This window comes from Serratia silvae (assembly GCF_023282985.1).
Taxonomy (GTDB): Bacteria; Pseudomonadota; Gammaproteobacteria; order Enterobacterales; family Enterobacteriaceae; genus Chania; species Chania silvae.
The window spans coordinates 86,799-112,802 of the sequence record NZ_JAGQDC010000006.1 but is presented as its reverse complement, the minus strand read 5'-3'; the positions used below and the strand labels follow the sequence as shown (position 1 = coordinate 112,802).

The following is a 26,004-nucleotide window of genomic DNA, read 5'->3' as shown; positions in this document are numbered from 1 at the left end:
AGCTTACTTTTGGGTAAGTGACTGGGGTGAGCAAGCGCAGGTAACAACGCTGCAGCTTGAAAGACGACGGGTATATATTGTGGAGACTGCAATGAGTGCTTACCCCAACCTGCTTGCGCCGCTGGATCTTGGCTTCACCACCCTGAAAAATCGGGTGCTGATGGGATCGATGCATACCGGCCTGGAAGAACTGCCTAATGGCCCCGAGCGTATGGCGGCGTTCTATGCCGAGCGGGCCGCTGCCGGTGTCGCCCTGATCGTGACCGGCGGTATAGCCCCCAATGAACAAGGCGTGGTGTATCGCGGAGCATCGGTCCTGAACCAGCCACAGCAGGTAGCCCATCACCGGATCGTGACCGATGCCGTCCATCAGGCTGGGGGCAAGATTGCCCTGCAAATCCTGCATACCGGGCGTTATAGCTATCAACCACAGCCGGTAGCGCCTTCGGCGCTGCAAGCGCCGATTAACCCATTCAGCCCAGCGGCGCTGACCACCCAAGAAGTTGAACAAACCATTGCCGACTTCGCCAACTGTGCGGCATTGGCGCAGCAGGCTGGCTATGACGGCGTGGAAGTCATGGGGTCTGAGGGCTACCTGATTAACCAGTTCCTGGTCTCGCGCACCAACCAGCGCACCGACCAATGGGGCGGCAGTTTCAGCAACCGCATGCGTTTCGCCGTCGAGATTGTGCGGGCCGTGCGCGAAGCGACCGGGCCGGAATTTATTCTCATCTACCGCCTGTCGATGCTCGATCTGGTGGAGGATGGCTCCAGTTGGCAGGAGATCGAACAGCTTGCCGTGGCGATCGAACAGGCTGGCGCAACACTGATCAACACCGGTATCGGCTGGCACGAAGCACGCATTCCCACCATCGCCACCATGGTGCCGCGCGCCGGGTTCAGTTGGGTGACGCGCAAGCTAATGGGCAAAGTGAAGATCCCGCTGATCACCACCAACCGCATCAACGATCCGGCGGTGGCAGAGCAGGTTTTAGCCGACGGCTGTGCCGACATGGTTTCCATGGCACGCCCGTTCTTGGCAGATGCGGCGTTCGTGCAGAAAGCCGCGGAAGGACGTGCTGACGAAATCAACACCTGCATCGGCTGCAATCAGGCCTGCCTGGATCAGATTTTCGATCACAAACTCACTTCCTGCCTGGTCAACCCTCGCGCCTGCCGCGAAACCGAAATGCCACTCATCGCCACGGCAATGCCTAAAAAACTGGCCGTGGTGGGCGCCGGGCCTGCCGGGTTGGCGTTTGCCACCACCGCCGCCAGCCGTGGGCATCAGGTAACCCTGTTTGACGCCGCCGAGCAGATCGGTGGCCAGTTCAATATCGCCAAGCAAATCCCCGGCAAGGAGGAGTTTCACCAGACGCTGCGCTATTTCCGCCGTCAGTTGGCGCTCAATGAAGTGGAACTGAAACTGGGACAGCAGGTGCAACCGCAGGATCTGGCTGATTTCGATGAGGTGATCCTCGCCTGCGGTATCGTGCCGCGTATGCCAGCGATTGCGGGCATCGAACACGCCAAGGTGATGAACTATCTCGATGTTTTACGCGATAAAAAACCGGTTGGGCAACGGGTCGCTATCATCGGGGCCGGGGGAATTGGCTTCGACGTCGCCGAATACCTCAGCCAGCACGGCACCTCCAGTAGCCTGGATCCGGCAGCGTTTAACCGCGAATGGGGGATCGATTCGCAGCTAGAGCAACGCGGGGGGCTGAGCGCCCAAGGGCCGGAAGTACCAACCTCGCCACGCCAGATATTTCTGTTGCAACGCAAAACCAGCAAGGTAGGTGAAGGCCTGGGTAAAACCACCGGTTGGATCCATCGCACCAGCCTGGCGGTACGCGGCGTGAAGATGCTCAATAGCGTGAACTATCAACGGATTGACGACGAAGGTCTGCATATCCTACGCGCCGAGCAGGAAAGCTGCTTGCCGGTAGATACGGTGGTGATTTGTGCCGGGCAGGAACCGCGCCGTGAATTGCAGCAGCCGCTGCTGGAGATGGGGAAAACGGTACATCTGATTGGCGGTGCCGACGTGGCTGCCGAGCTGGATGCCCGCCGCGCTATCGATCAGGGCACGCGGCTAGCCATGGCACTGTAACCTTCGGGGCGTAACGATACGCCCGAAGGCCAACTCAATTAATAGCGAGCGCCAGACTTGATCGCTTTAAGGATCAAGAACTTCTGGTTAGAAGCCACGGTGGTGCAGTTGCCGAACAAACGCCTCAGCTTCTGGTAGTAATCCAGATGGCGGTTGCCCACGATCCACAGCTCGCCACCCACTTGCAGGCAGCGCTTGGCGTCGCAGAACATCTGCCAGGCGGTGTGATCGGTGATCGCATGCTGCTGGTGGAACGGTGGGTTACACAGTACCGCCTGCAGGCTTTCACGCTCAATGCCCGCCAGCGAGTTGTTCACTTCAAACTGACAGCGATCCATCTCCTGCGGCAGATTGTGCGCCACGTTCAGTTCGCTGGACGCCACCGCCATGTAGGACTCATCGACGAAGGTCATCTGCGCTTGCGGGTTCTGCACCAAGGCACGCATCCCGATAATGCCGTTGCCACAGCCGAGATCGACAATATGGCCCTGCAAATCCTTCGGCAGGTTTTCCAAGAACAGGCGTGCGCCAATATCCAGGCTGCCGCGTGAGAACACGTTGGCATGGTTGTGGATCAGCCAGTCCGTGCCGTCGAGCAGCCAGTCGGTGGTTTCCGGCGCTGCCGGTGGCACGATGTCAGCTACCTGGCAATAAATCAGGCGGGCCTTTTTCCAGGCCAGGCTGGTGCGGGTTGGGCCAAGCACCCGCTCAAACACTTGCATGGTCGAGGTATGCACGTCACGCGCTTTGGCACCGGCCACGATCAGCGTATCGGGTGCCACCACGTCACGCAGGGCACGTAATTGCTGCTCCAGCAGCGCCAGCGCTTTCGGGATGCGGATCAGCACCACCGCCGGGTTGGCAGGCAGTTCGGCCAGGCAGTCTTGCAAGGTGACCTGTTCAACATCGAGCTCATTCAGCTTGAGGTTATGGCGCGTCGCCAGTTGGCTCATATAAGAATCGCTGATGCTGTAAGGCTTATAGCCATGCAGGGCACAGGCCAGCGTGCCAAAGTTGTCGTTGAAAATCAGTACCGGGCGTTCACCGATATCGACATTTTCCAACTGTTGCAGCAGATATTCGTCCGCCGCTTCCCACGCCTGCAACTGGGTGGCTTCTTCCTGTTGGGGATAACGCTCCAGCTCAAGTTGCTGTGTTCCCAGATCGAGTTGGCTCATTGCCCCTCCTGAATAGTAAATTTGGGCTGTTTATCCCCTAAAAACGCTCAGCAGTAAAATGTTTTTTGGGATTAATTGCCCTTTGCAGGATTTGAGCAACAAAACGTCATACAATGCTCGCCCCGGTTTACCAGTGAATACTGAATAACATGTCCGAACTGAGCTACCTGCAAGGCTACCCCGATCATCTGCAAATGCAGGTGCAACAACTCATCCAGCAACAGCGGCTAGGCGAGGTTTTGTTACAACGCTATCCGCAGGTTCATGGCTGCACCACCGACAAGTCGCTTTATCAGTTTACCGTCGATCTGAAAAATCAGTATCTGCGTAATGCTCAACCACTGAGCAAGGTGGCCTACGACAGCAAGATCCAGGTGATGAAGCACGCCTTGGGGCTGCATACCGCCATTTCCCGGGTGCAAGGTGGCAAGCTGAAGGCCAAAGCCGAGATCCGCGTGGCGACGGTGTTTAAAAACGCCCCGGAGCCTTTCCTGCGCATGATCGTAGTCCACGAACTGGCACACCTGAAAGAGAAAGACCACAACAAGGCGTTTTACAGCCTGTGCTGCCATATGGAACCCAGCTATCACCAGTTGGAGTTTGATACCCGTCTGTATCTGACCCATCTCTCATTATTCGGTGAACTCTATGAATAATCAGCAGTTTTAAGCAAATATTCGCCTAATCTCTGCGGCGTGATAATCTGGTTCCTTGAGCTATCTTCCTGTGGAAATCGGAGTCACCCATGATTCGCTTTGCTGTTGTCGGCACCAACTGGATCACCGAACGTTTTATCGATGCAGCTCACGAAAGCGGCAAGATGAGGCTGACCGCCATCTATTCGCGTAAGCTCGAACAGGCGCAGGCCTTTGGCGCCAACTATCCGGTCGAACACTTCTTTGACTCGCTGGAAGCGCTGGCGCAATCCGACGTTATTGATGCGGTGTATATTGCCAGCCCCAACTCTCTGCACTGCCAACAATCTCTGCTGTTCCTCAGCCATAAAAAGCATGTGATTTGCGAGAAGCCGCTGGCGTCAAATCTGCGCGAAGTGGAACAGCTGGTAGCCTGCGCACGGGAACACCAGGTGGTACTGTTTGAAGCGTTCAAAAGCGCCCATTTACCCAATTTTCTTATCCTGCAACAGGCATTGCCGAAGATTGGTAAACTACGTAAGGCATTTATCAACTATTGCCAATACTCCTCTCGCTATCCGCGTTACCTGGCTGGTGAAAACCCGAACACCTTCAACCCGCACTTTTCCAACAGCTCGATCATGGACATTGGCTATTACTGCGTAGCCAGCACCGTGGCACTGTTTGGTGCACCGCAAACGGTATTGGCTAGCGCAACATTGCTCGATACCGGGGTGGATGCCCACGGCAGCGTGTGCCTGAACTATGGTGACTTTGACGTGGTGATCAGCCATTCCAAGGTCAGCAACTCGGACATTCCGAGCGAGATCCAGGGCGAAGAGGGCACGCTGGTGATCGAAAAAATCTCCGAAGCCCAAGGCGTGGTGCTGACGCCACGCGGTGAAAATAGCCAAGTGCTGACCCAGCCGCAACACATCAATACCATGCTATATGAAGCGCAAGTGTTTGCCGAACTGGTGGAAAAACGGCAGGTCGAGCATGTGGGCCTGGAAAATTCCCTGATCGTCGCCAGCCTGCTGACGGAAATCCGCCGCCAGACTGGCGTAGTGTTCCCCGCAGACGGAGAATAAAATGAAACCGCTGTTGTTGATGCAAACCGGTGATGCGCCGCAGATGATCCAGCAGGAGCAGGCCAATTTTGAGCAGATGTTCCTAAAACAGGGGAATATCGACGCCAATCGAGTACATATCGTGCACGTTCTCGCTGGTGAGACACCGCTGCCCCCGGAAGATTACTGCGGCGTGGTGATCACCGGTTCAGCCGCTATGGTGACTGAACGACTCCCCTGGAGCGAACGGGCGGCAGAGTGGCTACGCCAGGCAATGCAAATCAATCTGCCGATCTTTGGCGTATGCTACGGCCACCAGCTTCTGGCTTATGCGCTGGGCGGCGAGGTAGGCTACCACCCGCAGGGCATGGAAGTCGGCACTCTGGAGATTGAGCTACTGCCAGCCGCCCACTCTGATAAGCGCCTCGCCAGCCTGCCCCCACGCTTCAACGTGAACCTGATCCATGCGCAAAGCGTATTAACGCCGCCGCCAGGGGCCGAAGTCCTGGCCCGCTCGCAACACGACGCCTGCCAAATCCTGCGCTACGGCGCTAACGCCTTGACCACTCAGTTCCACCCAGAATTTAACGGGGCGATCATGCAGCGCTATCTAAACTGGCTCAGTGAATTGGAACCGGCCAATCAGCCAGCTTATCGGCTTAAACAGCAGCGGGTGAGCGATACGCCATTCAGCCAGCTGTTGCTGCAAGACTTTGTCGCCAGCCTGGGGGCACAACAGTCGTTGGCCGAAGTGGGTTAAGGTTGACCATCATAATCTGTTATCCGGGGCGCTAGACGCCCCGCGATTATTTGGCAAATAGCCATAAACGCCAAATGTTATGGCGATCACACAAATGTAAACAGTATGTTATCAATCATTGATCTGTACTGGTAATTTCACCTTCTCCCCTTTCCAATATTCCCCGTTTACTGAATACTGGCATAGCAAACACACTTAGTTACAGATATGACGATAAGTTGCCCGGCCACGTTTCAGCCGAGGCGCAGCAATCTGTACGCCACATTTCAGGGAGCGGAAACGCAAAAGCATCATGAATAAACTCTTACTACGCATCACTCAGGGCAGTCTGGTTAAACAAATAATGATCGGCCTAGTGGCGGGCATTGTGGTGGCACTGGTTTCGCCAGATGCCGCAGCCGCCGTTGGCCTGCTCGGGACGCTGTTCGTTGGCGCCTTAAAGGCCGTTGCGCCTCTGTTGGTGCTGGTGTTGGTCATGGCTTCCATCGCCAACCATAAGCAGGGCCAAAAAACCAATATCCGCCCTATCCTGTTCCTTTACCTGCTGGGCACCTTTGCCGCCGCGCTTACCGCCGTGTTGGTCAGCTTTATTTTCCCTTCCACGCTGGCACTGGCCGTAGGCAGCACCGACATCAACCCGCCGGGTGGCATCGTTGAAGTGCTCAAAGGCTTACTGATGAGCGTGGTGGCGAATCCATTCCATGCGCTGATCAACGCCAACTATATCGGCATCCTGGCCTGGGCCGTGGGTCTGGGGCTGGCGCTGCGCCATGCCTCTGAAACCACCAAGTCGCTAATCAATGACATGTCTCATGCCGTGACCATGGTGGTACGCGCGGTGATCCGCTGTGCGCCGCTGGGTATCTTTGGCCTGGTGGCATCGACCCTGGCCGATACTGGCTTTAGCGCGCTGTGGGGCTATGCCCAACTGCTGTTCGTGCTAATCGGCTGTATGCTACTGGTGGCGCTGGTGCTGAACCCGCTGATCGTTTACTGGAAGATCCGCCGTAACCCTTATCCACTGGTGTTCACCTGCCTGCGTGAAAGCGGCGTTACCGCCTTCTTTACCCGCAGCTCTGCCGCCAACATCCCAGTGAATATGGAACTGAGCAGAAAGCTGAATCTGAACGAAGATACCTATTCGGTTTCTATCCCGCTGGGGGCGACCATCAACATGGCCGGTGCCGCGATCACCATCACCGTGCTGACGCTGGCGGCGGTTCATACGCTGGGTATTCCTGTCGATGTGCCGACTGCACTGCTGTTGAGCGTGGTTGCCGCGATCTGTGCCTGTGGGGCTTCCGGCGTGGCCGGTGGTTCACTGCTGTTGATCCCGCTGGCTTGCAACATGTTCGGTATTCCTAACGAAATTGCGATGCAGGTGGTTGCCGTCGGCTTTATCATCGGCGTACTGCAAGACTCGGCTGAAACCGCGCTTAACTCCTCCACCGACGTGCTGTTTACCGCAGCGGCCTGTCAGGCAGAAGACCAACGTTTGGCCAATGAAGATCCGCTGAAAGTTCGTTAAGTCCCCTCCCCCTTCTCCCACAGGGAGAGGGAGCTGATAGCCTCTGCTCTGTTGTAAGAGAGGAGGTAATCTCAGCAACCTGCACTTTATTGCTTAACTGGCTGGCGCCCTTCTGCAACGGGCGCTTTTTTTTCGACCGCAAAAGGGTCGATGCCGCGCAATTGCAGGCGGCGGAAGCGGATAATATTGAAGCCATTCATCAGCAGGAAACTGCCTTCAATCAGCGAACCACCGATCGAGCCAAGCCAGATGTTGTGGGTGACCCAACAGGCCGTTGAGCACCACATTACGCAGCGAGTGGTCAGACCCCGTGTGCGAAACAACGCCCAGGTGCTGATAGTGGTGCCACAGATCGGTAGCAGTTCGATCCAGTGGTGGAACCGGGATAAGCCGATGATGAGCGTGAGGGTGATGAAGATCCACATCACCCATAGGCTGCGAGTCTTCATCGAGACCAGGTTGCGGCAGGCGCTAAGCAGTGCGCTACTCCCTGCGGCATTCGCCCCCATCAGGATAAAGTGGATGCCGATAATCAGGCTGTAGCCCGACAGCTGCAGTTTGAAACGCTGGTCATCGCGATTAAAAAAGCTGGTGATGCCTACTAAAAAAGCCAGCACGCCAACGGACTGCGCAAACCAATAAAACGTCATTAGGGGATCCTGGGGCGGTAGTAACAAAGCGTTTAAAGTAAAACACCGTTTTATGCTACTCCCGCCGGCTAGGCTTTACAACGTGACACCGCTTTTAAAGATCGCCAACTCGCGGAAATCATTCACTTCATTACGCGCCGGTTCGCCATCGGCAATGTCCACGATCAGATCGACAAACTGCTCCAGCATCTGTGCCATCGGCAAGCCGTGGATCAGGCGGCCTGCGTCAAAATCGATCCAATGCGGTTTCTTCGCCGCCAGCTCCGAGTTGGTTGCCAGCTTCACCGTTGGCACAAAGCCACCATAAGGCGTCCCCCGCCCGGTGCTAAACAACACCATGTGGCACCCGGCCCCCGCCAGCGCGCTGGTAGCAACCGCATCATTGCCCGGCGCACTCAGCAGGTTCAGACCCGGCAGACGCAGGCGCTCACCGTATTTCAATACGTCCACCACCTGGCTCTGCCCGGCTTTTTGGGTGCAGCCCAGGGATTTCTCTTCTAACGTGGTGATGCCTCCGGCCTTGTTGCCCGGTGAAGGGTTCTCGTAAATCGGTTGGTTGTGGGCAATAAAATACTGTTTGAAGTCGTTGACCATGCTGACGGTTTTTTCAAAGGTATCTTCATCGCGGCAGCGGCTCATCAGAATGCGCTCGGCACCAAACATTTCCGGCACTTCGGTCAGCACCGTGGTGCCCCCGTTGGCAATCACATAGTCCGAGAAGCAGCCCAGTAACGGGTTGGCCGTGATCCCCGATAAACCATCCGACCCCCCGCATTCCAGACCAAACTTCAGCTCGCTGAGCTTGCCCGCCTGGCGGCGATCGTCGCGCATAATCTGGTATAGCGCATGCAAATGTGCCAATCCGTCGGCAACTTCATCATCCTGTTGCTGGCAGACCATAAAACGCACGCGCTGCTCATCAAATTCACCCAGCGTACTGCGGAAGGCATCCACCTGGTTGTTCTCACAGCCCAGGCCAATCACCAGAACCGCACCTGCATTGGGGTGACGCACCATATTTTGCAGCATGGTACGGGTATTTTCATGATCCTGACCGAGCTGCGAACAGCCGAAGGGGTGACTGAACAGATGCACGCCGTCAATCCCTGCTGCTTCCCCGGTTTCCTTCAGAAAACGTTGCAGGATCTGACGAGCGATACCGTTCACACAGCCCACGGTCGGGATGATCCACAGTTCGTTGCGGATCCCTACCTCACCGTTACTGCGGCGGTAAATTTGTACGTCACGATCTGCCGCCTGCGCCGGTAAGGTCTGGAACTCCGGTTGATACTGATAGCTATCGAGATCGCTCAGGTTGGTTTTGGTATTTTGCGAATGAATGTGCTCACCCGCCACGATGGCAACCAGCGCATGGCCAATCGGTAAGCCATATTTGACGATCATCTCACCGGCTGCGATTGGTTCAAGAGCAAATTTGTGCCCTCGAGCAACGTCTTGCGCCAGTGTGATCGCCTGTCCTTCCCAGGCTGGCTGGTCGCCAGCAGCCAAATCACACAGTGCGACCGCCACATTATCTTTTGCATGGATCTTTATGATGCTTTGCATAAACCAACCTCGAGCTGTAACTACGCTAATTCGATAGCGAAATAGTGCTTGGCATTGTCGAAGCAGATGTTTTTCACCATCTCCCCCAGCAACGCTATATCCGCCGGTGCTTCGCCATCTTCCACCCAGCGGCCAATCATCTGGCACAGGATGCGGCGGAAGTATTCGTGACGCGTATAAGAAAGGAAGCTGCGGCTGTCGGTCAGCATGCCAACAAAGCGGCTAAGTAGCCCAAGCTGTGCCAACTGCGTCATCTGACGCTGCATACCGTCTTTCTGATCGTTAAACCACCAGCCTGAGCCAAACTGGATCTTGCCCGGCGTACCTTCGCCCTGGAAGTTGCCGACCATGGTGCCGATCACTTCGTTATCTCGTGGGTTGAGGCAGTAAAGAATGGTCTTCGGCAACGCGCCCTGCCTGGCCTGAGCATCCAGCAGGCGAGACAGTGATTCGGCTACCGGCTGATCGTTAATGGAGTCGAAGCCAATGTCCGGGCCGATGGTCTTGAACATCCGGCTGTTGTTATTACGCAGCGCGCCGATGTGGTATTGCTGCACCCATTCGCGGCGCTGATATTCAGCAGCCAGGAACAGCAGGACGGCAGTCTTGAACTGAGCAACCTGGTGTGGCGTTGGCAACTCCCCGCTGAGGCGCTGGGCCAGGATCTTGTCTAACGTGGCCTCATCGGCCTCGCCGTACATCACCACGTCTAATGCGTGATCGGAAACCTTACAGCCGTGAGCGGCAAAGTGATCCAGGCGTTTTTTGAGCGCATCGCACAAATCGTTGAAGCGGCTGATGGAAATGTCTGCGGCTGCTTCTAGCTGTTGCATATAGTCATTAAACCCAGCGGCTTCAATATTGAAGGCCCTGTCAGGGCGCCAGCTAGGCAATACTTTAATATCGAAGCTGCTATCGGCAGCGATGGCTTTATGGTGACGCAGATCGTCGATCGGATCGTCGGTGGTACCCGCCATTTTTACCTTCATCTGTTTCATGATGCCCCGAGCGCTGAAAGCCTCCTGCGACAGCAGTTCATTACCGCGCTGCCAGATTTCATCGGCGGTAGTCGGGGAGAGCAGCTTACCGGTGATGCCAAACGGACGGCGCAGTTCTAGGTGCGTCCAGTGATACAGCGGGTTGCCGATGGTATGCGGTACCGTTGCCGCCCAGGCATCAAATTTTTCTCGGTCAGAAGCATCGCCAGTGCACAGGCGTTCCGCCACGCCGTTAGTGCGCATCGCACGCCACTTATAGTGATCGCCCTTCAGCCAAATATCGTACATGTTCTTAAAACGAGTGTTTTCGGCAATCTGTTGCGGCGGCAGATGGCAGTGATAATCGAAAATAGGCTGATCCACCGCATAGTCGTGATACAGGCGGCGGGCAAATTCACTGTCTAACAAGAAATCATCGCTCAAAAACGTGGCCATAACGGGTTCCTCACCTTTTTCCTGGCTAGCCTTGCTGTCAACTTTCCGAAAGTTATCACACCAATTTACTGCGGAGTCTAGCTGAATTTTACCTTGGCTAGCCCTATCATTGCGGTTTCCAAGCTCATATCCAGACGCTACCCATTAAAACAACATCCTATGATGCTAAGCATTATCACCTAAAAAAATAATGGCTTTTGTGATATCACTCAACTTTTAAATCTGTATGACAAGTTATCTTTTCGCCACCCTGCTACTGATTTATAACCACTCATAAATGGCAACTCGCAGGGCAGCGTCGGTAACCGGAATGCCGGCAACCAGATGAAAGGGAATCACCACCATGACCGCCACGGGCTTGCCGGTGGCCGAAATTTTAAGACTGGGAGAGATTTGGGATGCGTAAAATTAAAGGCTTACGCTGGTATATGATCGGCCTGGTGACGATCGGCACCGTGCTCGGTTATCTGACCCGCAATGCGATGTCCGTCGCAGCACCCTCGCTGGAAGGCTCGCTGGGGATAACCACTCAGCAGTATTCCTATATTGTTGCCGCCTATTCAGCCTGTTATACCCTGATGCAACCCGTTGCAGGCTATATCCTCGACGTGCTCGGCACTAAAATCGGCTATGCGATGTTTGCCATCCTGTGGGCCATCTTCTGTATGGGCACCGCGCTGGCCAACAGCTGGGTCGGTCTGGCTATGGCCCGTGGTGCGGTCGGTATGGCCGAAGCGGCCATGATCCCTGCCGGGTTGAAAGCCAGTAGCGAGTGGTTCCCGGCCAAAGAGCGCTCCATTGCCGTGGGTTACTTTAACGTCGGCTCCTCTGTGGGTGCGATGCTCGCCCCCCCCTTGGTGGTCTGGGCAATTGTGGCTCACAGCTGGGAAATGGCGTTTATCATTACCGGCGTCTTGAGCCTGATCTGGGCCATCTGCTGGCTGATCTTCTATAAGCACCCGAAAGACCAGAAGAAACTCAGCTCCGAAGAGCGCAGCTACATTCTGGACGGTCAGGAAGCGCATCACCAGACCAGCAATGCCAAGAAGATGTCCGCCTGGCAGATCCTGCGTAACCGTCAGTTCTGGGGCATCGCGCTGCCGCGTTTCCTGGCAGAACCTGCCTGGGGGACCTTCAACGCCTGGATCCCGCTGTTCATGTTCAAGGCTTACGGCTTTAACCTGAAAGAAATTGCCATGTTCGCCTGGATGCCAATGCTGTTCGCCGATTTCGGCTGCATCCTGGGGGGTTATCTGCCGCCATTCTTCCAAAAGCATTTCGGCGTCAACCTGATCGTCTCACGCAAACTGGTGGTCACACTGGGCGCAGTGTTGATGATTGGCCCAGGCATGATCGGCTTGTTCACCAGTCCTTATGTCGCCATCGCCTTACTGTGCATCGGGGGCTTTGCCCACCAGGCACTGTCCGGGGCGCTGATTACCCTGTCGTCAGACGTCTTTGGCCGCAACGAAGTCGCTACCGCCAACGGGCTGACCGGTATGGCCGCATGGACGGCGAGCACCATGTTCGCTCTGGTGGTCGGCGCATTGGCTGACACCATAGGCTTCAGCCCGCTGTTCGCCGCCCTGTCGGTGTTCGATATTCTGGCCGCCATCGTGATCTGGACCGTGCTGCAAAACAAGCCGGTTTCCGAGCTGGAACAGGAGCGATTACAAACGGCAGATGCCAGCAGTTAGCCCCCAAAAGCCCGGCCCTTGTGCCGGGCTTTTGGCATCTGACTCGCTAGCAGCTACAGCGGATAAGTGGTATAACAGGTCTGCCCTTCTACCACCGAGCATTCACTATGGAATTCACTGAAACCAGACGCCTTTATCAGCAATTGGCCGCCGAGCTAAAACGGCGCATTGAGGGCGGGGTCTACCTGGTCGGGGAGAAACTGCCAGCCGAGCGTTATATCGCCGAAGAGATGAACGTTAGCCGCACCGTAGTGCGTGAGGCGATCATCATGCTGGAGGTGGAAGGTTACGTAGAAGTGCGCAAAGGCTCGGGCATCCATGTGATCTCCAACCAACAAAAACACCTGGTAGTACCGGCTGAAAGCCTCGAATTTGCCACAGCAGGGCCATTTGAACTGCTGCAGGCACGCCAGTTGATCGAAAGTAACATTGCCGAATTCGCCGCCACTCAGGTGACTAAGCAGGATATCGTCCAACTGATGGAGATCCAGGAGCAGGCCCGCAAAGAAGATCGCTTCCGCGATTCGCAGTGGGATCTCAAATTCCACGTGCAGGTCGCGTTAGCGACCCAGAATACCGCCATGGCCACCATAGTGGAAAAAATGTGGGCTCAGCGTGTCAACAACCCTTACTGGATCAAACTGCACGAACACATCGATGATCGTTCCATTGCCAGCTGGTGCGACGATCACGATGAGATCCTTAAGGCTTTGATACGTAAAGATCCTCACGGTGCCAAACTGGCCATGTGGCAACATCTGGAAAACACCAAGCAGATGCTGTTCAATGCCACCACCGATGATTTCGAATACAACGCCGATCGCTACCTATTTGCCGAGAATCCGGTGATCCATTTGGATAACATGGCCACCACCACCAAATAGGGTTTTGGCGTCAAGAAATCGCACCGAATGTCAGGTATTGTAAAAACGGCTGAATCGATCCCGGTACAGCCGCCCACTGCACGATATTTCCCCAGCGACCGCGTAGATTTCCCTGTTGCCAATCATGCTATTTTGGTAGAGTTAGGCCACTTTTTTATCGACTGACTTTGGGGGCGGAACGCGAATACATGCGCTGGTTGTTTGCCATGCTTATTGCTCTTTCCTGCTGGACCGGTTCGGTCTCCGGCCCAAAGCTCTATGCAGCACAAACCGCAGCCTTAGCCTCCGTGTTAAGTGCTCAGGCATTATTTGATGAGCATGTGGTTTCCCCCTACGATCAGCATTACCGTCCGCACAGTGAACTCCGCCGCAAGCCCCTCAGCAAGCTACTGCTGTCTTTGCCCCGGATGCATTCCTATCCCTGCTCGTTGCAGGCTCCGACCCAGTCGGTTCCGGCCTATACTTTAGCAACGGATTTGGGCTACCGTCAGTGGCTCCAACGGCAGGCAGATAACCCAGCCCCTAACCGGTTGCGGCAGGTCAATTGGACGCTCAACTTCCCGCAGCAGCAAAGCAGACTGGGGGGTTGGAAAGAAAGCAACATACTTTACCGTGGCTCGCTAACGTATCACTCATGATCCGGTGTCGCCCCGTTATACCCTATGGATTTCAAGTTGCAGCTAGGCGACAAACTTGCTCATCCCCAGGAGCTTTTTAGTCAGTGACTGGGGTGACAAATCTGTCAGGAACAGATTTGAACGCTGTACACAGCGGCCCCGAAGGGGCGAGGCCCAGGGATGGGTCGAGTAGCTAAGTGCAGATAACAACGCTGCAACGTGAAAGACGACGGGTATAGAACCAAAGAATAAAGCAACACCGATCATCATCTTCAGCAGCCAGGGCCCTCCGCGAGCTTACCGCCCCCAGCCGCTGAACGAAAATAACAATGACGTTTTTAGGAACACCGGATGGATATCATTAAGCAACTGTTGGATGCCTTGTGGCAGCAAGACTTTGAAACGCTGGCCAACCCCTCGTTGGTCTGGACGCTGTACGTCTTGCTGTTTATGATTTTATTTCTGGAAAATGGCCTGCTGCCCGCCGCCTTCCTGCCGGGCGATAGCCTGCTGATCCTGGTCGGTGTCCTGGTTGCCAAAGGCACCATGAACTTCCCGATGACCATTCTGATCCTGACCACAGCGGCCAGCCTCGGGTGCTGGGTTAGCTACATACAAGGCCGATGGCTAGGCAATACGCCTACGGTACAAGGTTGGCTAGCTCATTTACCGGCCCATTACCATCAGCGTGCCCACCAGTTGTTCCACCGCCATGGCCTGTCGGCCCTGTTGGTTGGCCGTTTCCTGGCCTTCGTACGTACGCTGTTGCCAACCATTGCCGGCCTGTCCGGTTTGAGCAATACCCGCTTCCAGTTCTTTAACTGGATGAGCGGTTTGCTGTGGGTACTGATCCTGGTTTCGGTCGGTTTTGCCCTCGGGAAAACCCCGATGTTCCGCAAGTATGAAGACCAATTGATGTTTGGCCTGATGATGCTGCCACTGGTGCTACTGGTCGCCGGGCTGGTCGGTTCGCTAGTGGTACTGTGGCGCAAAAAACGCACCGACCGTGCAGGGAAAGACGCGTGATAGCCAAACGCCCACGCTGGCAATACACGCTGATGCTTTTATTGCCATTGCTGGCATTGGCCGCCGTGCTGGCGCCTTACATCTTGCGTACGGAAAACGAGCTGCGTATTCACGTGGTTCAGCAGGGCTTATCGTTACCAGATGGTTTTTACGTCTATCAGCGCCTGGATGAACGCGGTATCCGCATCAAAAGCATTACGCCGGAGGGCGATGGCCTGGTGATCCGCCTGGATTCCCCTGAACAGCAGCTGCTGGCCCGTGAAGCCCTGGAAAACATCCTGCCCCCCGGTTATACCATTGCCCTGAACGAGTCTCCTCTCCCCGGCCGCTGGGTGCGTAAATTTGCACGTGCGCCACTTAATCTGGGATAATCCCTTCACATTGCAGGGATTGCCTAAGTGGGCGCAGCATGCAGCGCCCCTTCACCTTGAGCCGAATGAGAAATACCGGCAGTCTCAACTTTTGGGGTTCTACGCAATTTGTGACTATGCTGATTGTCAGCATGGGTCAGCCGCGTAGGCCACCTGTCGCACTGCCCCTTGGGCAGCAGGAAACCGGGAGCATCCTTGTTATCTCCCAGCATTAAGGAATTGAAATCATGAAATTACGCCACACATTATTACTGGCTATCCCCCTGTTCACTTTTTCTGCGCTTTCACAAGCAGCGGTCGAGACTTGTGCCAGCAAAGCCCAGGAGATCCAGACCCAGATCGATTATGCCACTAAGCACGGCAACAGCCACCGCGTGGCAGGCCTGCAGAAAGCCCTCAGCGAAGTACAAACCCACTGCACCGAGGCCGGTTTACAGGCCGATCGCCAGAAGAAGATTGCTGATAAGCAGGAGAAAGTTGCCGAGCGTGAGCAGGAGCTGAAAGAGGCTCAGGAAACCGGCAAGGCAGATAAAATCGCCAACAAGCAGAAAAAGCTGGCAGAAGCCCAGGCTGAGCTGAAAGCCGCGCAGACCGAATAATTTTTTATATTAGCGGATTTATCGATAGGAGGCCCATCCGGCGGGATTTTAGCAGCCAATAGTGACATTGGTTAGTGATATCCACCGGGGATAAGCCCTTTGCTTAAGTGAATAAATCCGCTATGTTAAAAGTCTGTCGAAGTTAATGTTAAGGAGTTATCGAAATGGCACATGATTCAAATGCAGAAAACTTACGCGCTGAACTGAAGTCCCTGGCCGATACGCTGGAAGAAGTGCTGAACTCTTCCACCGATAAACCTAAAGCTGAACTGGACAAACTGCGTTCCAAAGCAGAAGGTGCACTGAAAGAAACTCGTGCCCGTCTGAGCGATGCCGGTGACAAACTGGCTCACCAAACCAAGCAGATGGCTGGTCAGGCCGATGATTACGTGCGTGAAAACCCGTGGACCGGTATCGGTATCGGCGCTGCGGTTGGCGTGGTGTTAGGCGTTCTGCTCGCGCGCCGCTGATTATGGCAGAGCAGCCGCAAACGCGCGCACAGGGCCCTGGTAAAGGGGTCCTGGACATCGCCCAACGGATTGTCACCATTATGGTCGGCATGGTGGAAACCCGGGTGCGTCTGGCCGTTATCGAGCTGGAAGAGGAGAAAGCCAACCTCATTCAGTTGCTGATGATGGCGGGGCTTACCCTACTGTTTACCGCCTTCGGCCTGATGAGCCTGTTAATCCTCATCTTCTGGGCCATCGACCCCGCTTATCGCCTGATGGCGTTGGGTACGACTACCGCCGTTCTGCTGTTCCTGGCCGTTGTGGGCATCGTCTGGACACTGTCCAAGGCTCGCCGTTCAACGCTGTTAGGGGCAACACGTCAGCAATTGGAACTCGACCGTGCTGAGCTGGAGGAGAAACATGAATCACCGCCAGTACCGTGAACGCAGAAAAGAGCAACTCATCCGGCAGATCCAGCAGCAACGCCTGGATCTGGCCGCCAACAAAAACCAGTGGCTGCAAAAAACCGAATCCTTCGATCGCAGTTGGCAGACCTTGTATGGGCTGCGTAAATATATGGCTATCGGTTCCAGCGTGATCGCGCTGTACGGCATCCGCCATCCTAGCAAGTTGATCCGCTGGTCACGGCGGGCGCTCAGCGTCTGGGGTACCGTTCGTCTGATCCGTAACGCCCTTCCCAAAAAATAACCGTGCGCCAACAGGTTCAATTATCCCGTTGCTAATCCCCTCACTCTGCATGGTTTTTACCTAAACATCCATTAAAAACACTTAACACACTGATTTGTAACTGTTTTTATTTCATGGCTAATATTCAGATTTTTTGAAAAATTACGACAATTTTACTTGCTAACAACCCGCAGCGTTCCCGTCTAACATTCACTCCATCAACCGGACATGGCGGCAACAGGCCCCCTGGCGGTACCAATGCCAAGATTGGCAAGCAACAACACTTTTTGGAGTTAAAATGAAGAAATTAGAAGATGCAGGTTTGCTGGTTGCTCGTATTCTGATGCCAATCCTGTTTATCGTTGCAGGTTACGGCAAAATGGGTGATGCCTATGCAGGCACCCAACAATACATGCAGTCGATGGGCGTACCTGGCTTCTTGCTGCCACTGACCATCCTGCTGGAGTTCGGCGGTGGCCTGGCAATTCTGTTCGGCTTCCTGACCCGTACCGTATCGCTGTTCACTGCCGGTTTCACCATCCTGACCGCGTTGCTGTTCCACACCAACTTTGCCGACGACGTGAACCAGCTAATGTTTATGAAGAACCTGACCATTGCCGGTGGCTTCATCGTGCTGGCGGTTGCAGGCCCTGGCGGCTTCAGCATTGACCGCATTTTGAACAAAAAGTGGTAAGTTTATAAAGCATACCCTATGGATTTCAAGCTGCAGCTTGAAAGGCGACGGGTATAAAGGCTCGGCTCTTCATGCCGGGCCTTTTGACTTTCACTCTCGGATATATTGGAGGACCTCATGGGACAACTCGTTGATGGCGTTTGGCAAGACACCTGGTATGACACTAAATCCACCGGGGGCCGTTTCAAGCGTTCAACCTCTCAGTTTCGCAATTGGGTCACGCCGGACGGCGCTGCGGGGGAACATGGCAAAGCGGGTTTCAAGGCCGAGCAAGATCGCTACCACCTGTATGTTTCCCTGGCTTGCCCTTGGGCGCACCGTACCCTGCTGATGCGCAAGCTGAAAGGGCTGGAGCAAAGCATCCCGGTTTCCGTGGTGCATCCGCTGATGTTGGAAAACGGCTGGACCTTTGGCCAGGATTTCCCCGCGGCAACCGGAGATGCGTTGTATAACTCCGATTTTCTTTACCAGCTCTATCTACGGGCCGATCCGCAGTACAGCGGCCGCGTTACCGTGCCGGTGCTGTGGGATAAACAGCAGCAGACTATCGTCAGCAATGAGTCTGCCGATATCATCCGCATGTTCAACAGCGCTTTTGACGCCGTCGGCGCGCGAGCTGGGGATTACTATCCGGTAGAACTGCGTGAAAAGATCGATTCGCTCAACGGCTGGATTTACGATTCGGTGAACAACGGAGTGTACAAGGCCGGTTTTGCTACCAGCCAGGATGCCTATGACGAGGCGGTGAACGGCGTGTTTGCCTCTTTGGAGCGGCTTGAACAGATCCTTGGCCAGCACCGTTATCTGACAGGTGATCGACTCACCGAGGCCGATCTGCGCCTGTGGACCACGCTGATCCGTTTCGATCCGGTCTACGTCACTCATTTCAAATGTGACCAGCGCCGCATCAGCGACTATCTCAACCTGTACGGCTTCCTGCGCGATATCTACCAGATGCCGGGGATTGCCGAAACGGTCGATATGGCGCATATCCGCAACCACTATTATCGCAGCCATGCCACCATCAACCCGCACGGGATCATTTCGATCGGCCCCGCACAGGATCTGGATGAACCCCACGGGCGCGATGTGCGCTTTGGTTGATAAGCCAGGTGAGAGAATAGCGTGCTGTCGGTTATTCCGTAGCCGCCATTTGCCCTCACCCAATGCGAAAATGCGAAGAAATTACTGATTCTCCTCGCGTGCAAACAAGCGCGGGATCTCACGTAGGAACCAGGATTTAGCCTCGCCCATGCTGTCGCGCCGCCAAGCCATGATAATGTCCGCCTCACGGCTGTATTCCGGCCCTACTACGCGCAAGCGCCCCTGTTCGATATCTTTCTCCACCATCTGATAAGGCATGGTGGCAACCCCCAGCCCGGCCAGCAAAGCACGGCGCTTATCTTCGATGGTGCTCACCGTCAGGCGTTGCTGTTTATCCAGCAATTGCACCGTCAACACTGGCCGCTCCCGCGCAGTATCCGCCACCGCAATACCACGGTATTTTACCCGAGTCAGCTCCGACAGCGGCTCCGGCTCCAGATGGATCGGATGCTCCGGTGCAGCAACGTACACGCTCATCACCTTATATAGCTTGCGGGTGTTGATTTCAGAAGAAGCGCGAAAGTGCATATCCGGCGCAATAACAATATCGGCCCGCCCTTGCTCCAACCGCTCCCACGCCCCGGCCAATACTTCGGTAAAGATCGAAACCTGGGTATTGGCCTTCAACGCCAGCTTATCGATCAAAGGGAACAGCTTGTAGGCAGGGGATAGCGCTTCGCTGACGATGGTGAGATGGGTTTCCCACCCACGTGCCAATGCCTCTGCATCAGTCGTCAGCTTATCCGCAGCCTCGAGCAATACGCGGCCACGCTCAAGCAACATGCGCCCAACGTTGGTAAATTTGGTGCGATGCCCAGAGCGGTCAAACAGCACCACATCCAGTTCTTCTTCCAATTTTTGCATGGTGTAGCTGAGCGCCGAGGGCACTCGCCCCAGTTCATCGGCGGCGGCGGCAAAGCTGCCACGACGGTCGATCGCATCCATTACCCTAAGTGCTTCAAGCGTTAACGCCCGATCTCTGGCCATCGAAACTCTCTTTCAGGAAATTTGAATATACCGACCAGATTAACTGGCTAACAATCCGCCGTCCAGATGCTTACCATCAAGAGAATGAATTTAAAGAGCCGATTGTCATGATCACATGCAGAACAGCACAACAATGCGGGCAAGCTGACTTTGGTTGGCTGCAGGCTCGTTATACCTTTTCCTTTGGCCACTACTTCGATCCCAAACTGATGGGCTATGCCTCGCTGCGGGTACTGAACCAAGAGGTCTTGGCACCGGATGCCGCCTTCCAACCGCGCACCTATCCCAACGTTGATATCCTGAATCTGATCCTGCAGGGTGAAGCCGAATACCGGGACAGCGACGGCAATACCGTACGCGCAACCGCAGGAGAGGCACTGTTGCTGGCTACTCAGCCGGGGCTTAGCTATAGCGAACAGAACGTCAGCAGCAGCACGCCACTGACCCGGATGCAGCTGTGGCTGGATGCCTGCCCAGAGCGTAGCAATGAGCGAGTGCAGCGTTTGAGCCTGGCAGGTCAGCCCTATACGCTACTGGCCTCACCGGATGGTACCCAAGGCAGCCTGCAACTGCGCCAACAGGTCTGGATCCATCATTTGAACTTACCGGCGGGAGCGCAGCAGACGCTTACCTTGCATGGGCCACGCGCCTACCTGCAATCGATCCACGGCACCGTTGAGGTCAATGGCGACCATCACCAGAGACAGCGCCTGACCTGTGGAGACGGTGCGTTTATCCGCGAGGAAAACCGCCTCACCATCCAGGCGGAAGCGCCGCTACGTGCGCTGCTGATTGATTTACCGGTATAGGCAAAAGAAAAACCCCGCGCGACTCTCGTCACGCGGGGTTATCTATTTATAGAGGGAGCTGACCGGTAAGCCGGGTTCTGTCGTGGACAGTCATTCCTCTAGGCCAGCAATCGCTCACTGGCTCAAGCAGCCTACCCGGGTTCAGTACGGGCCGTACCATGTGAACCCCTATTTGGCCTTGCTCCGGGTGGAGTTTACCGTGCCACGGACTGTTGCCAGCCGCGCGGTGCGCTCTTACCGCACCCTTTCACCCTTACCTGATCCCGCTTGCGCGGGCCATCGGCGGTTTGCTCTCTGTTGCACTAGTCGTAGGCTTGCGCCTCCCAGGCGTTACCTGGCACCCTGCCCTACGGAGCCCGGACTTTCCTCCCCTCCATCTGTCTCCCCCGAAGAGGACGGCAATGAAGCGGCGACTGTCTGGTCAACTCCGGCGCGGATAGTAGCGTTGCTGCGCCAGCAGGTCAACAGCTTTACTCTTCCTGCTGCCCCAGCGCATGTTTATACAACGCATTTTTCTTCACGCCGTGGATCTCGGCGGTTAACGCCGCCGCCTTTTTCAGCGGCAGCTCTTTTTGCAGCAGAGCCAAGGTACGCAGCGCTTCGAGCGGCAAATCGTCTTCCTGCGCCTTGTGGCCTTCCACAATCAGCACCATCTCCCCCCGGCGGCGCATCTCATCTTCCAGCACCCAGGCCAGCAGTTCCCCCACCGGGGCACCGTGAATCGATTCCCAGGTTTTGGTCAGTTCACGCGCCAGCACCACATAACGCTGCGGCCCCCACACGGTGACCATGTCCTGCAAACTTTCCAGCAAACGGTGGGTAGATTCATAGAAAATCAGCGTTCGCGGTTCCTCTGCCAGCGCCAGCAGGGTATCCTTACGGCCTTTGGTTTTGGCTGGCAGGAAGCCTTCATAGCAGAAACGATCGGAAGCGACACCGGCGGCACACAGCGCGGTGGTGGCAGCACAGGCGCCCGGCAGCGGCACGACGCGGATCCCCGCTTCACGGCAACGGCGCACCAGGTGATAACCCGGATCGTTAATCAGTGGCGTGCCTGCGTCACTAACCAATGCTATGCTTTGGCCTTCCTGCAGTTTTGCCAGCAGTTGGTCCGCCTTCTGCTGTTCGTTATGGTCATGCAGCGCAAACAACCGCGCGCTAATAGCAAAGTGTTGCAGCAGCAACCCGGTATGGCGCGTATCTTCCGCCGCAATCAGATCGACGCTTTTCAGTACCTCTACTGCCCGATGAGTCATATCCCCCAGGTTACCGATGGGGGTGGGCACCACGTACAGTGTCGATGCAGAAATAGCTGATTGTTGGTGTTGATTCATTGTTTCATCCGGATTGCCGATTTAATATTGAGCATCTTGAAAAAAACATCACTGGATACAGTATGCTTTCCTCAACATTCCTTCGTACCAAAGCAGGTCGATTAGTACCTGTTGTACTGGCAGCCTTGCTGTTAGCTGGTTGTCCAAGTCAGGTTCAACAGACTCCGCCCTCAAATATCCAGGACGAAGCCAGTGCCAACTCTGATTACTATCTGCAGCAGTTGCAGCAAAGCAGCGATGATAACAAGGCTGACTGGCAATTACTTGCGATTCGCGCATTAACTCGCGAAGGCAAACTGCCGCAGGCCACTGAACAACTGAGCGCGCTGCCGCAAAACCTGACGGATACCCAACAGCTTGAGCGCCAACTCTTGAGCGCAGAACTGCAGGTGGCCAACAAGAATTTAGGCGCAGCCCGCGAGGCGTTAAATAACATCGACAGCAGCGCGCTGTCTCCGAATCAGCTGGTTCGCCTGTATCAGGCGCAGATCGCGGCTAACCAGGGCCAAGCCTCACTGCCGCTGATCCGCGCCTATATTGCCCAGGAGCCGTTACTAAGCGGCCAGGCTCATCAAGGTAATCTGGATAAAACCTGGCAAACGCTGCTTGGCCTGAAACCGGCCGACATGAACAGCCTGGTGATTAACGCCAACGAAAACGTGCTGCAAGGCTGGCTGGATCTGTTACGTGTCTATCAGGACAACCGTCAGGATCCCGATCTGCTGAAGGCCGGGATTAAAGACTGGCAGAACCGCTATCCGCAAAATCCGGCGGCGAAAAACCTGCCAACCCAATTGCATCAGGTGCTGAATTTCACCCAGGCTTCGACTTCGCATATCGCCCTGCTGCTGCCGCTGAACGGCCAGGCCAAAGTGTTTGCCGATGCGATCCAGCAGGGTTTTAACGCTGCGCAAAGTGGCATAGCACTCGCCGCGCCTGTTCAGGCAATGGAACCAACCACTAATCCCGACCAGACCGTGGCGGCAACGCCAGACAATGCCAACGGTGCCGTCAGTACTTCAGCACCTGAAGCGGATGCAACTCAGGTAGCCGCAGTACAACCCGCTACCCCAGCTCCTGTTACTCCAGCCCCGGCAACCGGCGGGCAGGTGAAAGTCTACGATACCACCAGCCAGCCTCTGCCAGCGTTGTTGGCTCAAGCACAGCAGGATGGTGCAACCCTGATCGTAGGCCCACTACTGAAGGCCAACGTCGATCAGCTCGCCACTACCCCAACGACGCTGAACGTGCTGGCACTCAACCAGCCTGAGCAGCCGAAGGACAGCCCGAATATCTGTTACTTCGCCCTGTCGCCGGAAGATGAAGCCCGCGATGCCGCCCGCCATATCTGGGAACAGCAAAAACGCCAGCCGTTACTGCTGCTGCCACGCGGCGCGTTTGGCGATCGCATTGCCAAAGCCTTCGCCGAAGAGTGGCAAAAACTCGGTGGCCAGACCGTGCTGCAACAAGGGATTGGTTCTGCCGGTGAGCTACGCCAGATGGTCAACAGCGGCGGGATCCGCATGAGCGGCACCCCAGTGGCCTCACAGGCTCCGGCGCAGCAGTCGGTGACTATCGCTGGCCTGACTATTCCAGCGCCACCAAGCGATATCCCGGCCTCTACCGGCGGTGGCGTGGACTCGGTGTATATTGTCGCCACGCAGGACCAGCTGATGCTGATCAAGCCGATGATCGACATGACCACCAGCTCTCGCAGCAAGCCTGCCATGTTTGCCAGCTCACGCAGCTATCAGGCCGGCGCTGGCCCGGACTTCCGTCTGGAAATGGAAGGCCTGCAATTCAGTGATATTCCTCTGCTGGCAGGGGCCAATCCACAGTTACAGCAGCAAGCCACCGCCAAATTCCGCAACGACTATTCCCTGGTGCGCCTCTACGCCATGGGGATGGATGCCTGGACATTGGCCAACCACTTTGCTCAAATGCGCCAGTTGCCAGGATTCCAGATTTCAGGAACCACCGGTGTGCTGACATCTTCACCTAACTGTGTGATCACCAGGAAACTGACTTGGCTGCAATACCGCCAGGGCTTGGTCGTTCCGGTCTCCTGAGTCAACGCGCCAAGGGAGCGGGCTATGAGATCCAGGCCCGCCAATACCTGGAGCGCGCGGGGCTTACCTTCACCGCCGCCAACGTGGCGGTACGTGGGGGTGAGCTCGATCTCATCATGCGTGATGGTCAAACCTGGGTGTTTGTTGAAGTCCGCTACCGCCGCAGTGCCGCCTTTGGTGACGCAGCGGCCAGCGTGACTTACCGTAAGCAACAGCGATTGCTGCATGCCGCCGCCGTTTGGCTGGCGGGGCGAGGAGCCAGTTTTGACACATCATCTTGCCGTTTTGATGTTTTAGCCATTACCGGTAGCCAGTTAGAATGGATACCCAATGCCTTCAATGCGGATTAAACATTATTTATACCCTATGAATTTCGAGTTGCAGTTAGGCAACCAGCTCACTCATCCCCGGGAGATTGACTCCGTAAGTAACTGGGGTGAGTAAGTGCAGATAACAACACTGCAGCTTGAAAGGTGACGGGTATACCGGTGCCTGACGGCCCTTTGACTTAGTGGATTAAAACAACGTGCTGGATAGAATCAAAGTCTGCTTTACCGAGAGTATCCAAACCCAGATTGCGGCGGCGGAAGCCTTGCCTGACGCGATATCCCGTGCCGCGATGACCCTGGTTCAATCGTTATTGAACGGCAACAAAATCCTGTGCTGTGGTAACGGCACCTCGGCGGCCAACGCTCAGCATTTTGCCGCCTGCATGATCAACCGCTTTGAAACCGAACGCCCCAGCCTGCCCGCGATCGCGCTAAACGCCGATAACGTGGTGCTGACCGCCATCGGCAACGATCGTCTGCATGATGAAATGTATGCTAAACAGGTGCGGGCTCTCGGCCACACCGGTGACGTGCTGCTGGCTATTTCCACCCGCGGCAATAGCCGTGATATTGTGAAAGCGGTCGAAGCTGCGGTAACGCGTGATATGACCATTGTTGCGCTTACCGGCTACGATGGCGGAGAGCTGGCGGGTTTACTCGGCCAGCAGGATGTGGAGATACGTATCCCCTCACACCGCAGTGCACGCATTCAGGAGATGCATATGCTTACCGTCAATTGCCTATGCGACCTGATTGATAACACATTGTTCCCCCACCAGGACGATTAAAGGAACTGAGATGAAGCTAAGAGCCACATTTGCAGTACTGTGCAGCGCCCTACTGTTGCAGGGTTGCATCGCGAGCGTTGTCGTTGGCAGCGCCGCGGTTGCCACCAAAACGGCGACCGATCCACGCACCGTAGGCACACAGGTCGATGACGGCACGTTGGAAGCCCGGGTCGAAAATGCCATCAGCAAAGATCAGCAACTGAAGAAAGAAACCCGCGTCGTGGCAACGGCCTATCAGGGCAAAGTGCTGCTAACCGGCCAGGCTCCTACCACCGAGCTCGCCAGCCGGGCGAAGCAAATCGCACTTGGCGTCGATGGTGCCGCCGAGGTGTATAACGAGATCCGCCAGGGCACGCCGGTCAGCCTGGGCACAGCCTCTTCCGATACCTGGATCACCACCAAGGTGCGTTCGCAGATCCTGACCAGTGATACCGTCAAGTCTTCAAACGTGAAGGTGACAACCGAAAATGGCGAAGTGTTCCTGTTAGGTTTGGTGACACAGCAAGAAGGCCAGTCTGCGGCGCAGATCGCCAGCCAGGTTAGCGGCGTGAAGCACGTGACGACGGCGTTTACCTACGTTAAATAATCTCGTGAGTCGGGTCTTGGGGTGATCCAGATACCCCATAG

Annotated in this window: 27 protein-coding genes and 1 other RNA gene; 21 read left to right on the top strand and 7 right to left on the bottom strand. The window is 55.6% G+C overall.

Annotated features, from left to right (window positions below):
- The first annotated feature begins 91 nt into the window (after window positions 1-91).
- Window positions 92-2,113 carry an NADPH-dependent 2,4-dienoyl-CoA reductase gene (locus KAJ71_RS09900; RefSeq protein WP_248945554.1) on the top strand — a complete coding sequence of 674 codons (2,022 nt, stop codon included), beginning with the start codon at window positions 92-94 and terminating at the stop codon, window positions 2,111-2,113.
- 38 nt (window positions 2,114-2,151) lie between these two features.
- Here the strand turns inward: KAJ71_RS09900 and rlmG are convergent, their stop codons facing one another.
- Window positions 2,152-3,291, bottom strand: coding sequence for a 23S rRNA (guanine(1835)-N(2))-methyltransferase RlmG (rlmG, locus tag KAJ71_RS09895; protein WP_248945553.1), 1,140 nt, complete (start codon window positions 3,289-3,291; stop codon window positions 2,152-2,154).
- Between the two features lie 149 nt (window positions 3,292-3,440).
- On the opposite strand from rlmG, the gene KAJ71_RS09890 reads away from it, so the two are divergent.
- The 4 genes from KAJ71_RS09890 to sstT all read left to right on the top strand — a co-directional run bounded on the left by KAJ71_RS09890 (window position 3,441) and on the right by sstT (window position 7,284).
- A complete protein-coding gene (locus tag KAJ71_RS09890) occupies window positions 3,441-3,947 on the top strand; it encodes a M48 metallopeptidase family protein (protein WP_021806929.1) in 507 nt (168 codons plus the stop codon).
- 89 nt (window positions 3,948-4,036) lie between these two features.
- Complete coding sequence (locus KAJ71_RS09885; protein WP_248945552.1) at window positions 4,037-5,017, top strand: Gfo/Idh/MocA family protein; 981 nt, start codon at window positions 4,037-4,039, stop codon at window positions 5,015-5,017.
- A gap of 1 nt (window position 5,018) precedes the next feature.
- Window positions 5,019-5,756, top strand: coding sequence for a glutamine amidotransferase (locus tag KAJ71_RS09880; protein ID WP_248945551.1), 738 nt, complete (start codon window positions 5,019-5,021; stop codon window positions 5,754-5,756).
- 292 nt (window positions 5,757-6,048) lie between these two features.
- On the top strand, window positions 6,049-7,284 hold the full coding sequence (gene sstT, locus KAJ71_RS09875) for a serine/threonine transporter SstT (RefSeq protein WP_248945550.1): 1,236 nt from the start codon (window positions 6,049-6,051) through the stop codon (window positions 7,282-7,284).
- Between the two features lie 86 nt (window positions 7,285-7,370).
- Here sstT and KAJ71_RS09870 read toward each other — a convergent pair whose 3' ends face one another.
- From KAJ71_RS09870 to uxaC, 3 genes are all read right to left on the bottom strand, one after another.
- Window positions 7,371-7,934, bottom strand: coding sequence for a YgjV family protein (locus tag KAJ71_RS09870; RefSeq protein WP_248945549.1), 564 nt, complete (start codon window positions 7,932-7,934; stop codon window positions 7,371-7,373).
- Window positions 7,935-8,009: 75 nt separating this feature from the next.
- Complete coding sequence (locus KAJ71_RS09865; RefSeq protein ID WP_248945548.1) at window positions 8,010-9,500, bottom strand: UxaA family hydrolase; 1,491 nt, start codon at window positions 9,498-9,500, stop codon at window positions 8,010-8,012.
- A gap of 20 nt (window positions 9,501-9,520) precedes the next feature.
- Window positions 9,521-10,933 carry a glucuronate isomerase gene (uxaC, locus tag KAJ71_RS09860; RefSeq protein WP_248945547.1) on the bottom strand — a complete coding sequence of 471 codons (1,413 nt, stop codon included), beginning with the start codon at window positions 10,931-10,933 and terminating at the stop codon, window positions 9,521-9,523.
- 398 nt (window positions 10,934-11,331) lie between these two features.
- On the opposite strand from uxaC, the gene KAJ71_RS09855 reads away from it, so the two are divergent.
- The 11 genes from KAJ71_RS09855 (at window position 11,332) to KAJ71_RS09805 (ending at window position 19,061) form a co-directional block, all read left to right on the top strand.
- On the top strand, window positions 11,332-12,630 hold the full coding sequence (locus KAJ71_RS09855; protein WP_021806933.1) for an MFS transporter: 1,299 nt from the start codon (window positions 11,332-11,334) through the stop codon (window positions 12,628-12,630).
- A 107-nt stretch (window positions 12,631-12,737) separates the two neighbouring features.
- The gene (gene exuR / locus KAJ71_RS09850) at window positions 12,738-13,514 is read left to right on the top strand and encodes a transcriptional regulator ExuR (RefSeq protein ID WP_248945546.1); all 777 of its coding nucleotides are present in this window, start codon (window positions 12,738-12,740) and stop codon (window positions 13,512-13,514) included.
- A gap of 188 nt (window positions 13,515-13,702) precedes the next feature.
- The gene (locus KAJ71_RS09845) at window positions 13,703-14,152 is read left to right on the top strand and encodes a hypothetical protein (RefSeq protein WP_248945545.1); all 450 of its coding nucleotides are present in this window, start codon (window positions 13,703-13,705) and stop codon (window positions 14,150-14,152) included.
- Window positions 14,153-14,482: 330 nt separating this feature from the next.
- A complete protein-coding gene (locus KAJ71_RS09840) occupies window positions 14,483-15,157 on the top strand; it encodes a DedA family protein (protein WP_248945544.1) in 675 nt (224 codons plus the stop codon).
- On the top strand, window positions 15,157-15,528 hold the full coding sequence (gene mzrA / locus KAJ71_RS09835; RefSeq protein WP_248945641.1) for an EnvZ/OmpR regulon moderator MzrA: 372 nt from the start codon (window positions 15,157-15,159) through the stop codon (window positions 15,526-15,528). Before KAJ71_RS09840 ends, mzrA begins: the two co-directional genes overlap by 1 nt.
- A 227-nt stretch (window positions 15,529-15,755) precedes the next feature.
- Window positions 15,756-16,127 carry a DUF1090 domain-containing protein gene (locus tag KAJ71_RS09830; protein WP_248945543.1) on the top strand — a complete coding sequence of 124 codons (372 nt, stop codon included), beginning with the start codon at window positions 15,756-15,758 and terminating at the stop codon, window positions 16,125-16,127.
- A 164-nt stretch (window positions 16,128-16,291) separates the two neighbouring features.
- On the top strand, window positions 16,292-16,597 hold the full coding sequence (locus KAJ71_RS09825; protein WP_025120023.1) for an ElaB/YgaM/YqjD family protein: 306 nt from the start codon (window positions 16,292-16,294) through the stop codon (window positions 16,595-16,597).
- A gap of 2 nt (window positions 16,598-16,599) precedes the next feature.
- A complete protein-coding gene (locus KAJ71_RS09820; RefSeq protein ID WP_024528176.1) occupies window positions 16,600-17,019 on the top strand; it encodes a phage holin family protein in 420 nt (139 codons plus the stop codon).
- On the top strand, window positions 16,997-17,284 hold the full coding sequence (locus KAJ71_RS09815; RefSeq protein ID WP_248945542.1) for a YqjK-like family protein: 288 nt from the start codon (window positions 16,997-16,999) through the stop codon (window positions 17,282-17,284). The genes KAJ71_RS09820 and KAJ71_RS09815 overlap by 23 nt, the downstream gene beginning before the upstream one ends.
- Before the next feature lie 277 nt (window positions 17,285-17,561).
- Window positions 17,562-17,957, top strand: coding sequence for a DoxX family protein (locus KAJ71_RS09810; RefSeq protein ID WP_248945541.1), 396 nt, complete (start codon window positions 17,562-17,564; stop codon window positions 17,955-17,957).
- 117 nt (window positions 17,958-18,074) lie between these two features.
- The gene (locus KAJ71_RS09805; RefSeq protein WP_248945540.1) at window positions 18,075-19,061 is read left to right on the top strand and encodes a glutathione S-transferase family protein; all 987 of its coding nucleotides are present in this window, start codon (window positions 18,075-18,077) and stop codon (window positions 19,059-19,061) included.
- A gap of 81 nt (window positions 19,062-19,142) precedes the next feature.
- Here KAJ71_RS09805 and KAJ71_RS09800 read toward each other — a convergent pair whose 3' ends face one another.
- A complete protein-coding gene (locus KAJ71_RS09800) occupies window positions 19,143-20,048 on the bottom strand; it encodes a LysR family transcriptional regulator (RefSeq protein ID WP_248945539.1) in 906 nt (301 codons plus the stop codon).
- Window positions 20,049-20,155: 107 nt separating this feature from the next.
- On the opposite strand from KAJ71_RS09800, the gene KAJ71_RS09795 reads away from it, so the two are divergent.
- Entirely contained in the window at window positions 20,156-20,857 is a 702-nt protein-coding gene (locus KAJ71_RS09795) for a pirin family protein (protein WP_248945538.1), read from the top strand.
- A 50-nt stretch (window positions 20,858-20,907) separates the two neighbouring features.
- On the opposite strand, the gene rnpB is transcribed toward KAJ71_RS09795, so the two are convergent.
- Window positions 20,908-21,286: RNase P RNA component class A (rnpB, locus tag KAJ71_RS09790), an RNA gene on the bottom strand.
- A gap of 41 nt (window positions 21,287-21,327) precedes the next feature.
- Entirely contained in the window at window positions 21,328-22,191 is an 864-nt protein-coding gene (rsmI, locus tag KAJ71_RS09785) for a 16S rRNA (cytidine(1402)-2'-O)-methyltransferase (RefSeq protein ID WP_248945537.1), read from the bottom strand.
- A gap of 62 nt (window positions 22,192-22,253) precedes the next feature.
- On the opposite strand from rsmI, the gene KAJ71_RS09780 reads away from it, so the two are divergent.
- From KAJ71_RS09780 to dolP, 4 genes are all read left to right on the top strand, one after another.
- On the top strand, window positions 22,254-24,260 hold the full coding sequence (locus KAJ71_RS09780) for a penicillin-binding protein activator (protein WP_248945536.1): 2,007 nt from the start codon (window positions 22,254-22,256) through the stop codon (window positions 24,258-24,260).
- Window positions 24,257-24,610: a YraN family protein gene (locus KAJ71_RS09775; protein ID WP_248945640.1), complete on the top strand. Its 354-nt coding sequence runs from the start codon at window positions 24,257-24,259 to the stop codon at window positions 24,608-24,610. Before KAJ71_RS09780 ends, KAJ71_RS09775 begins: the two co-directional genes overlap by 4 nt.
- Before the next feature lie 176 nt (window positions 24,611-24,786).
- Window positions 24,787-25,377 (top strand): DnaA initiator-associating protein DiaA, encoded by a 591-nt coding sequence (gene diaA / locus KAJ71_RS09770; RefSeq protein ID WP_021806942.1) that lies wholly within the window; start codon window positions 24,787-24,789, stop codon window positions 25,375-25,377.
- A 10-nt stretch (window positions 25,378-25,387) separates the two neighbouring features.
- Window positions 25,388-25,963: a division/outer membrane stress-associated lipid-binding lipoprotein gene (dolP, locus tag KAJ71_RS09765; RefSeq protein WP_248945535.1), complete on the top strand. Its 576-nt coding sequence runs from the start codon at window positions 25,388-25,390 to the stop codon at window positions 25,961-25,963.
- The last annotated feature ends 41 nt before the right edge of the window (window positions 25,964-26,004 follow it).

Coding starts and splice junctions, on each gene's coding strand:
- KAJ71_RS09900 (WP_248945554.1), top strand. CDS start 92: ATGAGTGCTTACCCCAACCTGCTTGCGCCGCTGGATCTTGGCTTCACC.
- rlmG (WP_248945553.1), bottom strand. CDS start 3,291: ATGAGCCAACTCGATCTGGGAACACAGCAACTTGAGCTGGAGCGTTAT.
- KAJ71_RS09890 (WP_021806929.1), top strand. CDS start 3,441: ATGTCCGAACTGAGCTACCTGCAAGGCTACCCCGATCATCTGCAAATG.
- KAJ71_RS09885 (WP_248945552.1), top strand. CDS start 4,037: ATGATTCGCTTTGCTGTTGTCGGCACCAACTGGATCACCGAACGTTTT.
- KAJ71_RS09880 (WP_248945551.1), top strand. CDS start 5,019: ATGAAACCGCTGTTGTTGATGCAAACCGGTGATGCGCCGCAGATGATC.
- sstT (WP_248945550.1), top strand. CDS start 6,049: ATGAATAAACTCTTACTACGCATCACTCAGGGCAGTCTGGTTAAACAA.
- KAJ71_RS09870 (WP_248945549.1), bottom strand. CDS start 7,934: ATGACGTTTTATTGGTTTGCGCAGTCCGTTGGCGTGCTGGCTTTTTTA.
- KAJ71_RS09865 (WP_248945548.1), bottom strand. CDS start 9,500: ATGCAAAGCATCATAAAGATCCATGCAAAAGATAATGTGGCGGTCGCA.
- uxaC (WP_248945547.1), bottom strand. CDS start 10,933: ATGGCCACGTTTTTGAGCGATGATTTCTTGTTAGACAGTGAATTTGCC.
- KAJ71_RS09855 (WP_021806933.1), top strand. CDS start 11,332: ATGCGTAAAATTAAAGGCTTACGCTGGTATATGATCGGCCTGGTGACG.
- exuR (WP_248945546.1), top strand. CDS start 12,738: ATGGAATTCACTGAAACCAGACGCCTTTATCAGCAATTGGCCGCCGAG.
- KAJ71_RS09845 (WP_248945545.1), top strand. CDS start 13,703: ATGCGCTGGTTGTTTGCCATGCTTATTGCTCTTTCCTGCTGGACCGGT.
- KAJ71_RS09840 (WP_248945544.1), top strand. CDS start 14,483: ATGGATATCATTAAGCAACTGTTGGATGCCTTGTGGCAGCAAGACTTT.
- KAJ71_RS09830 (WP_248945543.1), top strand. CDS start 15,756: ATGAAATTACGCCACACATTATTACTGGCTATCCCCCTGTTCACTTTT.
- KAJ71_RS09825 (WP_025120023.1), top strand. CDS start 16,292: ATGGCACATGATTCAAATGCAGAAAACTTACGCGCTGAACTGAAGTCC.
- KAJ71_RS09820 (WP_024528176.1), top strand. CDS start 16,600: ATGGCAGAGCAGCCGCAAACGCGCGCACAGGGCCCTGGTAAAGGGGTC.
- KAJ71_RS09815 (WP_248945542.1), top strand. CDS start 16,997: ATGAATCACCGCCAGTACCGTGAACGCAGAAAAGAGCAACTCATCCGG.
- KAJ71_RS09810 (WP_248945541.1), top strand. CDS start 17,562: ATGAAGAAATTAGAAGATGCAGGTTTGCTGGTTGCTCGTATTCTGATG.
- KAJ71_RS09805 (WP_248945540.1), top strand. CDS start 18,075: ATGGGACAACTCGTTGATGGCGTTTGGCAAGACACCTGGTATGACACT.
- KAJ71_RS09800 (WP_248945539.1), bottom strand. CDS start 20,048: ATGGCCAGAGATCGGGCGTTAACGCTTGAAGCACTTAGGGTAATGGAT.
- KAJ71_RS09795 (WP_248945538.1), top strand. CDS start 20,156: ATGATCACATGCAGAACAGCACAACAATGCGGGCAAGCTGACTTTGGT.
- rsmI (WP_248945537.1), bottom strand. CDS start 22,191: ATGAATCAACACCAACAATCAGCTATTTCTGCATCGACACTGTACGTG.
- KAJ71_RS09780 (WP_248945536.1), top strand. CDS start 22,254: ATGCTTTCCTCAACATTCCTTCGTACCAAAGCAGGTCGATTAGTACCT.
- dolP (WP_248945535.1), top strand. CDS start 25,388: ATGAAGCTAAGAGCCACATTTGCAGTACTGTGCAGCGCCCTACTGTTG.